At 70.3% G+C, this 13,878-nt stretch carries 11 protein-coding genes; 8 read left to right on the forward strand and 3 right to left on the reverse strand.

The genetic code is table 11. The annotated features are described in order from the left end of the window. Window positions 1-7 precede the first annotated feature (7 nt). Complete coding sequence (locus DEU37_RS07965; protein ID WP_121190090.1) at window positions 8-1,357, reverse strand: NAD(P)/FAD-dependent oxidoreductase; 1,350 nt, start codon at window positions 1,355-1,357, stop codon at window positions 8-10. Between the two features lie 60 nt (window positions 1,358-1,417). Continuing rightward, the gene (gene nrdI / locus DEU37_RS07970) at window positions 1,418-1,858 is read right to left on the reverse strand and encodes a class Ib ribonucleoside-diphosphate reductase assembly flavoprotein NrdI (RefSeq protein WP_121190092.1); all 441 of its coding nucleotides are present in this window, start codon (window positions 1,856-1,858) and stop codon (window positions 1,418-1,420) included. Window positions 1,859-2,053: 195 nt separating this feature from the next. Between nrdI and DEU37_RS07975 the strand changes: the two genes are divergently transcribed. The 6 genes from DEU37_RS07975 (at window position 2,054) to adhE (ending at window position 12,028) form a co-directional block, all read left to right on the forward strand. Then, a complete protein-coding gene (locus DEU37_RS07975; RefSeq protein WP_220699831.1) occupies window positions 2,054-3,529 on the forward strand; it encodes a class I adenylate-forming enzyme family protein in 1,476 nt (491 codons plus the stop codon). A 117-nt stretch (window positions 3,530-3,646) separates the two neighbouring features. Further along, complete coding sequence (locus DEU37_RS07980; protein ID WP_121190094.1) at window positions 3,647-5,488, forward strand: DUF3556 domain-containing protein; 1,842 nt, start codon at window positions 3,647-3,649, stop codon at window positions 5,486-5,488. Then, complete coding sequence (locus DEU37_RS07985; protein WP_121190096.1) at window positions 5,485-6,903, forward strand: NAD(P)/FAD-dependent oxidoreductase; 1,419 nt, start codon at window positions 5,485-5,487, stop codon at window positions 6,901-6,903. The genes DEU37_RS07980 and DEU37_RS07985 overlap by 4 nt, the downstream gene beginning before the upstream one ends. Beyond that, window positions 6,900-8,201, forward strand: a complete 1,302-nt coding sequence (locus DEU37_RS07990) for a helix-turn-helix domain-containing protein (RefSeq protein ID WP_183043631.1) — start codon at window positions 6,900-6,902, stop codon at window positions 8,199-8,201. Before DEU37_RS07985 ends, DEU37_RS07990 begins: the two co-directional genes overlap by 4 nt. Before the next feature lie 51 nt (window positions 8,202-8,252). Further along, entirely contained in the window at window positions 8,253-9,131 is an 879-nt protein-coding gene (locus DEU37_RS07995) for a hypothetical protein (protein WP_121190099.1), read from the forward strand. 176 nt (window positions 9,132-9,307) lie between these two features. Continuing rightward, a complete protein-coding gene (adhE, locus tag DEU37_RS08000; protein WP_121190100.1) occupies window positions 9,308-12,028 on the forward strand; it encodes a bifunctional acetaldehyde-CoA/alcohol dehydrogenase in 2,721 nt (906 codons plus the stop codon). Between the two features lie 132 nt (window positions 12,029-12,160). Here adhE and DEU37_RS08005 read toward each other — a convergent pair whose 3' ends face one another. After that, window positions 12,161-12,901, reverse strand: a complete 741-nt coding sequence (locus tag DEU37_RS08005) for a hypothetical protein (protein ID WP_121190102.1) — start codon at window positions 12,899-12,901, stop codon at window positions 12,161-12,163. A 202-nt stretch (window positions 12,902-13,103) separates the two neighbouring features. On the opposite strand from DEU37_RS08005, the gene DEU37_RS08010 reads away from it, so the two are divergent. Next, entirely contained in the window at window positions 13,104-13,400 is a 297-nt protein-coding gene (locus tag DEU37_RS08010; RefSeq protein ID WP_121190104.1) for a DUF1905 domain-containing protein, read from the forward strand. Then, window positions 13,393-13,872, forward strand: coding sequence for an A24 family peptidase (locus tag DEU37_RS08015; protein ID WP_121190105.1), 480 nt, complete (start codon window positions 13,393-13,395; stop codon window positions 13,870-13,872). The genes DEU37_RS08010 and DEU37_RS08015 overlap by 8 nt, the downstream gene beginning before the upstream one ends. Window positions 13,873-13,878: the final 6 nt, after the last annotated feature.

The raw sequence follows: 13,878 nt of genomic DNA on the forward strand, positions 1-13,878 counted from the left end.
AAACCCTTCAGTTGTGTTGAAGCTTTTGTGTCGTGCGCCAGACCTCGGCGATCGGCACCGTGCGGCCCAGGACGTTCTCGGCGGCACGGTGGCCCGAGCACAGCGCCGCCGTGACGGTGGCGGGATCGTCGGTCCAGGTCGCCTCGCCGGCCAGATGCAGCACGCCGCCGACGGGCGTGGCCAGGGCGTCGTGGTCGTCGGTCGTCGACCCGGGGAGCATGTAGGCGTACGAGCCGTGCGCGAACGGATCGTTCTGCCACGCCGTCCGCTGGACGTCCAACGGAGCGGGCACCGCGTCCCCGTAGAGGCGGCGCAGCTGTGCCATAACCGAGGTGACGACCTCGCCATCCGTCCACTCCCGTGTCGCCGCGGCGGCCGCGCCCGCCGCGAACGTGAGCAGCGTGGGCTCGCCGTGCAGCGCGGTCAGGTCGTACCAGGAATGCCACCACCGCCCGGCGGGCCCCTGCTGACGGATCGCGTAGACGTCCCGGTCCCAGAAGCGCTCGCCGAAACGGAGGAACACCTTCTCGAACGCGTTCATGCGCAGCCGTCCGAGCGCCCCCGCGACCGGCTCGGGCAGAGGCGGCTCGATGGTGAACGCCGCCGACTGCAGCACGCCCACCGGCACGGTCACGACGGCGTCGTGCCCCGTCAGCTCCGTGCCGTCGGCGGTGACGGCGGTGACGCCGCCGGCGCCCCAGCGCACGCGCGTGACGACCTGGGTGAGCCGGATGTCCAGCCCGGCCGCGATGCCCGTCGCGAGGGCGTCGTACCCCTCGGGGAAGACGACCTCGTCGCCGTCGATCTGATCGTCGTCGAGGCCGTGTGCGGCGAGGTCGGCGATGTCCGCCCCGTACTGCTCCTCGCTGCGGTGCTCCAGGTACTCCCGCACCCGTTGCGCGCGCTCGGCATCCCACGCCTGCGCGCCGAGAGCGGCCTCCGTGACGTCCCGGTAGCTGGCGTCGGGGGCGGATGCCGCGATCAGCGGCCCCAGGGCGGTGTCCACGCTCCGGATGTCGGCCACGTAGGCGGCGGCCTGCGCGGCGTTCAACCGCGTGCCGCCGGGGGAGTAGTGGGCGATCGGGCGGCTGTCGGGCTGGTAGCCGCCGACGGTGAACTCGACCATCGGCATGCCGAACGCCTGCGCGGCGGCGGCGACGGGACTGCCGGTGATGCCGTGGATCCACGAGGCCCCACGGTCGGTGACGCGGCCGCCGGAGCGGTCGCTCCACACCCGCCCGCCGATGCGGTCGCGCGCCTCCAGGACGACGGTGCGGCGCCCGGCATCGGTCAGCAGGCGCGCGGCGGTGAGACCGGCGATGCCCGCGCCGACCACGATCGAATCGAATGCGGCCATCGGCGCGTCCTTCCGTCGAGACGGCGCCGTCGGCGGCGTCGTACGAGCGAGGCTAGCGCCTCAGCCGGTGCCGCGGACCTCGTCCAGCGCGGCATCCAGCGTCGCGAGGATGGTCGCGCACCGCTCCACGTCTTCTCGCGTGCCGGACAGCTCGAACTCGAACAGCACCGGGCGTCCCGACGTCTGCGACAGCTGCCGCGCGGCCGCCTGATAGTAGTCGCCGAAGTTGCGGTTTCCCGACCCGATGATGCCCACCATCCGGCGCCGCGTCATCGGCGAGCGCAGGAACGCGCGCACCCCGGCCGGCAGGGTGACCTCGTCGGCGTTTCCGGCCTTGTACGACGGTGTCAGCAGCACCCAGGGGCCGCTCGGCTCGCCGCGCCGCACGTCGGAGCGGGCGAGATTGAGCACTCGGCGCCCGTCGATCCGCGCGAGGGCCTCGGCGAACCGGCCGGTCAGGTTCGATGACGAGGAGTAGTAGTACACGGGGATCTTCCGCATGCCGCCAGTCTGTTCGGATGCCGCGGCGCCCGCTCGCCGCATCGGCGTGACAAACCCGATCGGGCGATCCCGCACGCTGTGCACTCTGCACAACGGTGACGGTGAATTGGGCCGTTTGTGCCGATGGCGTGTTTTTCACGGCCGCCTAACCTGACGTCACGACCCATTGTCACCGTCGACGAAGAGGACGACCCGATGCTCTCCACCTCCGCCCCGCGCATGGCGCAGCTGCCCTGGAACGGACCCGCCGCCGGAACGGATGCCCCCGCCGTCCGCGACGTGCACCGCGCGCTCAGCTACCGAGGCCTCGAACAGGAGGCCGCCGGCTTCGCCGAGCAGCTGCGCTCGCTCGGGATCGGCACGGGAGATGTGATCGGGGTGATGCTGCCCAACTCGATCGAGCTCCTCGTCGCGATCCTCGGCGCGTGGCGTGCGGGTGTGGCCGTCACTCCCATCAACCCGACTTTCACTGCCCGCGAGGCCGGGTACCAGCTCTCCGACTCGGGAGCGCGGCTGATCGTGGGGCCCGCACTGGAGGGGATCGACCTTCCCCGCCTCAGCCCCGACAGCCTGCAGCGCGAGCCCCGCGATGCCGTCCCCGACCCGCGCATCGAGCCGAGCCGGCTCGCCCTGCTCGTGTACACGAGCGGGTCGACCGGCCGGCCCAAGGGCGTCATGCTCGACCATGCCAACCTCGAGGCGATGGCGACGCAGATGGCGTCGCACTTCCGTCTCACCGCCGCCGATCACGCGCTCCTGGTCCTGCCGCTGTTCCACGTGAACTCGATCTGCGTCAGTTTTCTGGCGCCTCTCACCGTCGGGGCGCAGGTCACGGTGCTGGAGCGGTTCGCACCGGCATCCTTCATCGACGCCGTCGCGCGCTACCGGCCGACGTACTTCTCCGCCGTCCCCGCGATCTTCGCCCATCTGTCCGTGCTGCCCCCAGACGCCGCATTCGACACGTCCAGCCTGCGTTTCGCGGTGTGCGGCGCGGCGCCGGCGTCACCCGAGCTGCTCGCCCGCTGCGAGGAGCGGTTCACCATCGTGATCGCCGAGGGGTACGGGCTCACCGAGGCCACGTGCGCGTCGGCGTGCAACCCGATGGAGGGCCCGCGCAAGCCCGGATCCGTCGGGCCGGCGTTGCCCGGTCAGCGCATCCGCGTCGTGGATGCCGAGGGGCGGGACGTGCCTGTCGGTGAGCGGGGAGAGATCGTCATCGCCGGTCCCACCGTCATGCGCGGCTATCTGGGGAAGCTGGACGCGACGGCCGAGACGATCCGCGACGGCTGGCTGCACACCGGCGACGTGGGCATCCTCGACGCCGACGGCTACCTCTCGATCGTGGACCGCATCAAGGACATGATCATCCGTGGCGGGGAGAACATCTACCCGAAGGAGATCGAGGCGTTCCTGGCGACCCACCCCGCGGTCGTCGAGTCGGCCGTCGTGGGGCGTCCCGATCCCGTGCTCGGCGAAGTGCCGGTGGGGCAGGTCGTGCTGACACCGGATGCCGCGGGCATCACCGTCGACGACCTCCTCGCGCACTGCGCCACCGGTCTCACCAAGATCAAGGTCCCGGTCGCGCTCGAGATCGTCGACGCGCTGCCGCGAAACCCCGTCGGCAAGGTCGACAAGCCGGCGCTTCGCCGCGCCCTGCTCGCCCAGGTCTGACCCCGCCCGCAGACGCCTCGCGCATGCCGCCGCCGCGGCATCGGCAGAACGCGCGCGCCCGCAACACGTTCACCTCATCCGCAAGACACCACGAAACCCATCACCGAAGGAGTTGACATGGGATTCACCACCGGCGATTTTCCGCCCGTCGATCTCGACACGTTCCTGCACCGGCCGCTGCGCGACCGTCTGCGCACACTCGCCCTCCACTGGGCGGAGTTCGGCTTCGGCTCGCCGCGCATGATCGCGACGACCTACATCGCGAAAGTCGTCTTCCTCTGGGTGTTCCTGGGCGCCGTGATCATCACCGCGACCAGCGGCGTCGGCTGGTTCTGGCAGGTCGACCTGTGGTGGAACCAGCCCATCGTCTACCAGAAGGCCATCGTCTGGACGATGCTGCTCGAGGCGATCGGCATCGCGGGATCATGGGGGCCGATGGCCGGGAAGTTCAAGCCCATGACCGGCGGCATCCTCTTCTGGGCGCGGCCGGGCACGATTCGTCTGCGCCCCTGGCGCTGGGTGCCCGGCACCGCCGGCGACACGCGCACGGTGCTCGACGTCGTGCTCTACCTCGCCTTCCTCGGCGCGCTCGCGACGGCCCTCCTGATGCCCGGGGCCCCCTCGGCCTCGCTGACGGCGGTGCTGCCGGAGAACACCAGCGGGCTCGTGCAGCCGATTCCGGTGATCGTGGCGATCGTGCTGCTGGTCGCCGTCGGCGTGCGTGACAAGACGATCGCGCTCGCCGCGCGCATCGAGCAGTACCTGCCCGCCCTGGTGATGTTCGTCGTGCTCCCGTTCACCGACATGATCATCGCGCTGAAGATGCTGATCGTGCTGGTGTGGGTCGGTGCGGCGATCTCGAAGTTCGGCAAGCACTTCGTGAACGTCATTCCCCCGATGCTGTCGAACACGCCGTTCTGGCCGCCGCTGTGGCTCAAGCGCGCCCACTACCGCGACTTCCCGAACGACCTGCGCCCCTCGAAGCTCGCGACGTTCATGGCGCACGTCATGGGGACGACGGTCGAACTCGTGGTCCCGCTGGTCCTGCTGTTCTCCACGAACCCGTGGCTCACGCTCGGCGCGGTCATCGTGATGGTCGGGTTCTGCCTGTTCATCGTCTCGACCTTCCCCCTCGCGGTGCCGCTGGAGTGGAACCTGCTGTTCGCGTTCGGCGCGGTGACGCTGTTCCTCGGCTTCCCCGCGTGGCAGGGTTACGGGGTGTTCGACTTCTCCTCCGTGTGGGTGGGCGTCGCCGTCGCCGCGGCGCTGCTCTTCTTCCCGGTGCTGGGAAACCTCCGTCCCGACAAGGTCTCGTTCCTGCCGTCGCTTCGTCAGTACGCCGGCAACTGGGCGTCGGCGATCTGGACCTTCGCACCCGGCGCGGAGGCGAAGCTCGACGCGGTCGTGCGCCCGACGCGCAACCAGATCGACCAGCTCCAGGCGATGGGCTACCCCCAGGCGGTGGCCGAGATCACGTTGCAGCAGACGCTCGCGTGGCGGTCGATGCACAGCCAGGGCCGAGGGCTGTTCTCCCTCGCCTACCGCACGCTGCCCGACATCGAGACGCGCACCATCCGCGAGGGGGAGTTCGCCTGCAACTCGCTCATCGGCTTCAACTTCGGCGACGGGCACCTGCACAACATCGACCTCATCCGTGCGCTCCAGGCGCGTTGCGGGTTCGCGCCGGGGGAGTTCGTCGTGTTCTGGGTCGAGTCGCAGCCCATCCACAAGAAGACGCAGTCGTACCAGATCATCGACGCGGCCCTCGGCGTGATCGAGCGCGGCACCTGGAAGGTCGCGGACGCGGTCGCCGAGCAGCCCTGGTTGCCGAACGGGCCGATCCCGGTCACCGTCGAGTGGCGTGCCCAGACGACGCCCTCGACGACGGCGACCAACAGCACGCGGGTGCCGTCCTCGACGCGAGACGGTGCGCCCGAGACAGGGGTCGCACAGCGATGACGAGCGCGGTGGTGGTCGGCAGCGGGCCCAACGGGCTCGCGGCCGCCACCGTGCTCGCGCGCGCCGGCGTCGAGGTCACGGTCTACGAGGCCGATGTCGAGCTCGGCGGCGGCGCGCGATCGGGTGCGAGCCTCGTTCCGGGACTGATCCAGGACCACTGCTCCGCCGTGCACCCGATGGCGGCGGCCTCCGACTACATCGCCTCCTGGCGCCTCGAGGAACGCGGTGTGCACTGGGCGCGGGCCCCCCTCGACGCGGCGCATCCCTTCGACGACGGCGACGCGGCGCTGCTCAGCCAGTCGATCGACGAGACGGCGAGCCGGCTGGGTCGAGACGGCTCGACCTGGCGCGGCATGTTCGGGGCGCCGTCCCGCTCCTTCACCGCGCTCACCGAGGACATCTTCCAGCCGCTGCTCCGGATGCCGCGCCATCCGCTGCTGCTCGCCCGCTTCGGCGCCGTCGCGGGGCTTCCGCCGACATGGACGGGGCAGGCGTTTCGCACGGAGAAGGCGCGGGCGCTGTTCACGGGCGTCGCGGCGCACGCGATCAACCGCATCGACGTGCCGCTCGTCGGCGGGATCGGCGCGGGGATCATCACGGCCGGTCACGCGGTCGGCTGGCCCGTGGTCGCCGGCGGCACGGGGGTGCTGACCGACGCGATCATCGGGGGACTGCGCGAGCTCGGCGTGCGCTTCGAGACCGGCGTGCGGGTCCGGGATCTGCGCGCGCTCGCGCGGCACGACATCGCGATGCTCGACGTGCATCCGCACGAGGCCGCACGTCTGCTGGCCGACCGGATGCCGAGCCGCAGCCTCTCGGCCTACCGGCGCTTCCGACCCGGACCCGCCGCGTTCAAGGTGGACTTCGCGGTGGACGGGCCGATCCCGTGGCCCCATCCGGACGTCGCTCGCGCGGGCACCGTGCACCTCGGCGGCCGCGCGAGCGAGATCGCAGCGACAGAGGGCGAGATCGCGCGCGGGCGCATGCCCGAGCGACCGTTCGTGCTCGTCGGGCAGCAGTTCGTCGCCGACCCGACGCGCGCGGCGGGCGACATCAAGCCCGTGTACGCCTACGCCCACGTGCCCGCGGGATACACCGGCGATGCGACCGCGGCGATCATCGCGCAGATCGAGCGGTTCGCCCCGGGGTTTCGGGAGCGCATCGTCGCCACGGGGGTGGTCACGGCCACCGAGATGGCCCAGCGCAACCCGAACTTCGTCGGCGGCGACATTCTGACGGGCGCGAAGAGCCCCCTCCAGTTCCTGCTCGGGCCTCGGTTGAGCCCGTTCCCGTACGATACGGGGGTGCCCGGCAGCTACCTCTGCTCGGCGGCGACGCCGCCCGGACCCGGCATCCACGGGATGAGCGGGGTCAATGCTGCACGGCGCGCACTGCGATGGGCGCGGGCGCAGTGACCGCGAACGCGATGCCCGTCGCCGCGGGGCGGGATGACCTGCGGCCGTACCTTGCTCAGGTCGCGTCGCAGCTGGACGAGCGGCTTCCGGAGATCGTCCGCGAGATGCGCGATCTGCTGGCCACCAGCATCGGTCCCCTTGGCGGAGATCCGCAGCTCGTGGAGATGCTGCAGGCGAGCATCGAGGGCAACGTCTCGACGATCTGCCACGTGCTCGGCAACGACATCAGCCTGGAGAACCTGCAGCCCACGACGGCCGCCGTGGAGTATGCGGCGCGACTGGCTCAGCACGACGTGCCCGTCTCCGCCTTGACACGTGCGTATTACCTCGGCCAGAGCATGTTCCTGCGACTGGGTATCGACGCCGTCGAGAAGCTGCCCGTGCGCGACGACCAGCGCATCGAGCTGGTGCGCAGTGTGGCCGACGTCGTGCACCGCTACATCGACTGGATCCTGCAGTACGTCTCGACGGTGCACGAGGCCGAGCGACGCCGCTGGTGGAACGCGCGCGCGACCATGAACGTCGCCGCCGTCATGAAGATCTTGAACGGCGATGTGCGCAGCGCCCATGCCTTCGAAGTCGAGACGGGCTACGCGCTGGATCAGACGCACGTCGCACTCATCGCGTGGGTCGACGGCGTCGCCGACGACGCCGACCAACAGCGCATCGAACAGACCGTGCGCCGCATCGCCGCCGAAGCCGGCACGTCGCAGGCGCCGCTGTCCGTCGCGGCCGACCGGGGCACCGCGTGGGCGTGGATCGCGACGCGTGCGGCGACCGCGGAGGTGCGCGCCGCCGCCGAGCGCGTCGCGACGGAGTGGCCACGGCTGCGGGTCGCCATCGGTGCTCCCGGAGTCGGCGCGCGTGGCTTCGCCGCGTCGCACGAGGCCGCAGCATCCGCCCGACTGGTGGCGCTGTCCAGCGCCCACGGGCGCGAGCGGGCGGTGGTGGCTCACAGCGACCCCGGAGTGGTGCTGCTGGGGCTGTTCGCGGCCGACCCCGGTGCCGCCCGATCATGGGCCGCCGGTGTTCTCGGCCCCCTCGCCGAGCCGGGGGAACAGGCGGCGGTTTCGCGTGCGACACTCGCGGGCTACTTCGCGAACGGTGAGAACGTGATGCGCACCGCCGACGCCCTCGGCCTTCATCGCAACACGGTCCGCGCGCGCGTCTCGCGCTGCCTCGACAGTCGGCCGGAACCCTACGATTCCATCGAGATCGCCCTGGCGCTCCGGCTCTTCGACGCGTTCCCGGCCGATGCGGTGGGTGCTCGGGCATCATCTCGGCATCCGCTGATCTGACCGGCAGCAATCGGTCGCACGCGGCCCGCGGGTGCGGCCTACACTGACCGCATGCAGCGGTCCGGCGCACCCGATGCCCAGCGCCGTCGCGCCTGCGCGTCGTTGGGAGCCGCCCTCGTCGTCGCCGCCCTCGCCGGGTGCGCGCCCACACCGCCTCCTCCCGCACCCGCCGGCATCGCCGTCTCGGTGCAGCAGAACAGGCTCGACATCGCACGCGGCAAGATGACCGTCGTCGTGCACAACGGCGGTGCCAGCGCCGTGACGCTCACGTCGCTGGTCTACGCCGACGCGCGCTGGGCTTCCGTGCTGGAGTGGACGGGCGCGCTGCCGGTGCCGGCCGGCCGCGCCCGTTCGGTCACCGCCGACCTGATGTCGCCCGCCTGTGCGACGAGTCCGACGGATGTCGCAGGCACGGCGCATCTGGTCTTTCAGACCGACCGCGGTGCGGCATCCGACGACTACGGGGTCGACGATCCGTTCGGCTTCGTCGCGCGTGCGGCGCAGCAGGGGTGCTTCGCGAGTCGGTTCGCCGCGACGGCCGCCGTCGATCTCGTCGACGTCGCTGTCGTGACCGGCGCCGGTGCCGCGGTCGCGGAGCTCACCGTGCGCATCGTCAACCACGGGGCCGCGCCCGTGCGGCTCGACACGGTCAAGAGCACGACGCTGTTGCAGCCGGCCGCCGGTGGATGGCTGTGGGAGCCGGCCCAGGTCGTCGCGGCGGGGGAGAGCGTCACGGTTCGACTCGAGGCCGCACCCGCGCGCTGCGACCTGCACGCCATCGCCGAAGACAAGGTCGGCACCCGCTTCGAGGCCGCCGTGTCCGTGCTGAGCGACCCGATCGACCGGGGGAGCCTCACCCTCGTCGCGAGCGACCCGCAGCGCGCGCGGCTCTACGACTTCGTCGCAACCACCTGCGGCTTCGCGCCCTGAGGCGTGAAGACCTGCGCCGTGATGGTTATTCACGGTCGGTGTACTTCGGCGGAATCACGTGGGTCTTGTGTGGTCAGACCACAAGTGCCATACTGGTCTCAGACAGGCCCGAGAGCCCTCGGACCCGGAAAGCGATGACGCGGACACCGTGTCCGCGCCGGGTAGGAGAACCCACAATGTCCACCTCGATCGATGCTCTGGTCGAAGGCGCACAAGCCGCGCTCGCAGAGTACGCATCCTTCACGCAGGAACAGGTCGACCACATCGTCCGCAAGGCGAGCGTCGCGGCCCTGCACTTCCACGGCGAACTCGCGCTCATGGCGGTCGAAGAGACCGGCCGCGGCCTGTTCGAAGACAAGGCCGTGAAGAACATGTTCGCGTGCGAGCACGTGACGAACTCGATCATCAACCAGAAGACGGTCGGCGTCATCTCCCACGACGAGATCACGGGCATCACCGAGATCGCCGACCCGGTCGGCGTCATCTGCGCGCTGACCCCCGTCACCAACCCGACCTCGACGGCCATCTTCAAGTCGCTCATCGCACTGAAGACCCGCAATCCGATCGTCTTCGGCTTCCACCCGGCAGCGCAGAAGTGCTCCGTCGCCGCGGCGAAGATCGTCCGCGACGCGGCGATCGCCGCCGGCGCTCCCGAGAACTGCATCCAGTGGATCGAGGAGCCCTCCATGGACGCCTCCGGCGAGCTGATGAACCACCCGGGCGTCGCCCTCATCCTCGCCACCGGCGGCAACGCGATGGTCCGGGCTGCGTACTCGTGCGGCAAGCCCGCCCTCGGCGTCGGCGCCGGCAACGTCCCGGCCTTCATCGAACGCACCGCCAAGGTGGGTCGCGCCGTCAACGACATCGTGCTGTCGAAGTCGTTCGACATGGGCATGGTGTGCGCCAGCGAGCAGGCCGTCATCCTCGACGAGCCGATCGCCGCCGAGGCCCTCGCCGAGTTCGCGCGTCTGCACGCCTACATGGCGACGCCCGCCGAGAAGCGCATGCTCGAGGAGTTCATCTTCGGCGTCACCGCCGACAGCGAGAACTGCGCCGGCGCGAAGCTGAACCCCACCGTCGTCGGCCAGTCGCCGCAGTGGATCGCCGAGCACGCGGGCTTCACCGTCCCGGAGAACACGTCGATCATCCTCGCGGAGGTCTCCGGCGTCGGTCCGCACGAGCCCCTGACGCGCGAGAAGCTCGCGCCGGTGCTCGCGGTGCTGCGCGCGAAGACGCCGGCGGAGGGCATCGACCTCGCCCGCCAGATGGTCGACTTCGACGGCCTCGGCCACTCGGGTGCGATCCACTCCAACGACCAGGACGTCATCGCCCAGTTCGGCGCCGTCGTCAAGGCCGTCCGCATCATCGAGAACAGCCCGTCGGCCCTCGGCGGCATCGGCGACATCTACAACGCCTTCATGCCGTCGCTGACCCTCGGCTGCGGCTCCTACGGACACAACTCGGTCTCCAACAACGTCTCGGCGGTGAACCTCTTGAACGTCAAGCGCATCGGTCGTCGCAACAACAACCTGCAGTGGTTCAAGATCCCGGCGAAGACCTACTTCGAGCCGAACGCGGTCCGCTACCTCGCCGACATGCGCGGCGTCGAGCGCGTCACCATCGTCACCGACGAGACGATGACCAAGCTCGGCTACGTCGACAAGATCATGGACGTGCTGAACCGCCGCGACAACCGCGTGCAGGTGCAGCTGATCAGCACCGTCAAGCCCGAGCCGAAGGTCTCCGAGGTGCGTGCGGGTGCCGACCTCATGCGCCAGTTCCAGCCCGACACGATCATCGCTCTCGGCGGCGGATCGCCCATGGATGCCTCCAAGGTGATGTGGCTGCTCTACGAGAACCCCGAGATCGAGTTCTCCGACATGTGCGAGAAGTTCTTCGACGTGCGCAAGCGTGCGTTCAAGTTCCCGGAGCTCGGCAAGAAGGCCAAGCTCGTCTGCATCCCGACGACGTCGGGCACCGGCAGCGAGATGACCCCCTTCGCCGTCATCACCGATGACGAGACGGGCATGAAGTACCCGCTCGCCGACTACGCGCTGACCCCGTCGGTCGCGATCATCGACCCCGTGCTCACCAAGATGCTGCCCGGCTTCCTGGTCGCCGACGCCGGCTTCGACGCTCTGACGCACGCCACCGAGGCGTTCGTCTCCGTCTACGCCAACGACTACACCGACGGCCTCTGCCTGCACGCGATCAAGCTCATCTTCGAGAACATCGAGCGCAGCACCAAGGCGCAGCCGAACTCGACGGATGCCGAGGACATCAAGGCCCGCGAGAAGATGCACAACGCGGCATCCATCTCGGGTATGGCCTTCGGAAACGCCTTCCTCGGGATCGTGCACGCGATGGCGCACGTGACCGGCGCGACCTATCACCTGGTGCACGGCCGCACGAACGCCGTCTACCTGCCGCACGTGATCCGCTACAACGGGACCGTCCCGACCAAGCTCACCAGCTGGCCGAAGTACGAGCGCTACATCGCGCCCGAGCGGTTCCAGGAGATCGCCAAGCACCTGGGCCTTCCCGCAGCCACCCCGGAGGAGGGCGTGGAGAGCTACGCCCGCGCCGTCGAGGAGCTGCGCGACCGGGTCGGCATCGAGCGGTCCTTCCAGCAGCAGGGCGTCGACGAGACCACCTTCATCTCGGGCCTGCAGGAGCTCGCCCTGGCCGCCTACCGCGATCAGTGCGCCCCGGCGAACCCGCGGATGCCGATGATCGATGACATGAAGACCCTCATGGAGGCCGCGTACTACGGCACCTCCTTCGAGGAGGTCCATGCGGCCCGCAAGGTCGCCCACGCCGAGAGCGAGGCCGTGACGGGAACCGTCCGCACCGTGCCCGCCAAGGCGGCCGCCAAGAAGGCCAAGGCCAGCGCCTGACCGACGCTGCGGAACGAGGGGGGCCGGGGGAGCATACCCGGCCCCCTTCTCCGTGCCCGCCCGCCGTCGGGGCGATCCTCCTGGGGGCGGCGGCAGCGGTGGCGCCATCCGGGTCGGCAGCGCCGTGATCGTCTACCCGTAGGGCACGTTCCACCCCCGAACCCGATGAAGCGTGGCGCTTTTGGGGTACGCGCCGCCGCGTCCGCCCAGTTCGAAGAGATCGAGCATGAGAAAGACGGGATAGGAGGGAGACTGCGCCCATCGCCCGACCACTCTGCCCTCGCAGCCGATGAGCGTCTCGCGCCCGTCCCAGATCACCGTCCAGGTGTGCGCCGTTGCGGTATCCACCGGCACCTCGATCTCCCGCATCTGCGTGACCAGCCGCGGGTCGTGGTGGCTCTTGATGCCGGTGCGAACCGTCGTCGACATGCCGACCGCCGCCGCGTCGATCTCGAAGATACAGATCTCTCCCGCCTCCGTGGGAGCGCGATGCTCGGTCCCCACCAGCCAGGCCGCTGTCATGCAGCCCGGATCTATGCTTGCGCTCAGCGTGATCTCGATGCGGCCGCGAGAGGGCGCGAAGAGCAGTCGTGTGGGCGTGTGGGTGCGCACGAGCAGCCCGTCGCGGCGATGGCGGTGTGTTCCCCTCGGCGAGCCGACCGGGCCGGAGAACGTGCCGGTCTGCAGGTTGGAGACGCGCAGCGGTGCGTCCTCGCTCCGCCAATCGGGCTGATCGCTCTCGATGCGCAGTTCGAGCCCGCCCGTGACGCAGAGCGTTCGTGCGGCCGCGCGCCGCGCCGTCGTCCAATGCGGCAGGTACGCGGGGATCCACCGGCCCTCGTCGATGCCGTCGTGGAAATCGTCGTCGAACACCGGGAGGCGACGCGGGGGTGGAGGCACCTCGTCGCGGGGCGACCCGGGCGCTCGTATCGGATCGGTTCGCATACGGGATGCTCTCACGGGCCTCCGACACCCGCTCCGCGTCATCCGCTGGTCGCCGCGGTGTGCCGTGCCGGCGAGGAGCGCTCTCCACAGGGGCCGTTCGCGTCGAGCGTGCGATCGCTACGATGACCGGGTGCGCTTCGAGTTCGACGGTGAGATCTTCCGCTGGTCGGCCCGACAGGAGGACTGGTACTTCGTCGAGCTGCCGGCCGAGGCCAGCGCCGACATCCGCGAGCTGCCACGGCCGCCGCGCGGGTTCGGCGCGGTACGCGTGCAGGCCGGCATCGGAGGATCCCGCTGGCGCACCTCGGTCTTCCCCGACGCCGAGCGCGGGCGCTACGTGCTGCCGTTGAAGCGCTCGGTGCGCGAAGCGGAAGCCATCGAGCTCGCGGCCCCGGTTCACGTCCGCCTCGAGGTGCAGGGTGGCTGATCCGGCCGCCGCCCTCGCCGCGGCCGCCTTCGTCGTCGCCGCGGTCGTCGGCGTGATCCTCACGATCGTCGATCTGCGCACCCACCGCCTGCCGAACGCGCTGGTGCTTCCCGCGCTCGCTGCCACGCTCGCGCTGTTCGCGGCATCCTGTGCGGCCGGCGCCCCCTGGTCGGCGTTCGTCCGGGCGGTCACGGCCGGGGCGGTGCTGTTCGCCTTCTTCCTGCTGCTGCGCATCGTCGGGCGGGGTGCGATGGGCGGCGGCGACGTGAAACTGGCCGCGCTCGTGGGAGTGCTCCTCGGCTGGGTCGGCTGGTCGGCTGTCGTCGTCGGCCTGGCCGCAGCCTTCCTCCTGGGCGGTCTCGTCGGTACCGTCCTGCTGCTGACGCGGCGCGCCTCGCGTTCGACCCGCATCCCGTTCGGCCCGTTCCTCGTCGCGGGGACGTGGATCGGAGTGCTGTCCGAGAGCGTCTGATCGCGG

It is taken from the genome of Microbacterium sp. AG790 (assembly GCF_003634765.1).
In the GTDB taxonomy this organism is placed as follows: domain Bacteria; phylum Actinomycetota; class Actinomycetes; order Actinomycetales; family Microbacteriaceae; genus Microbacterium.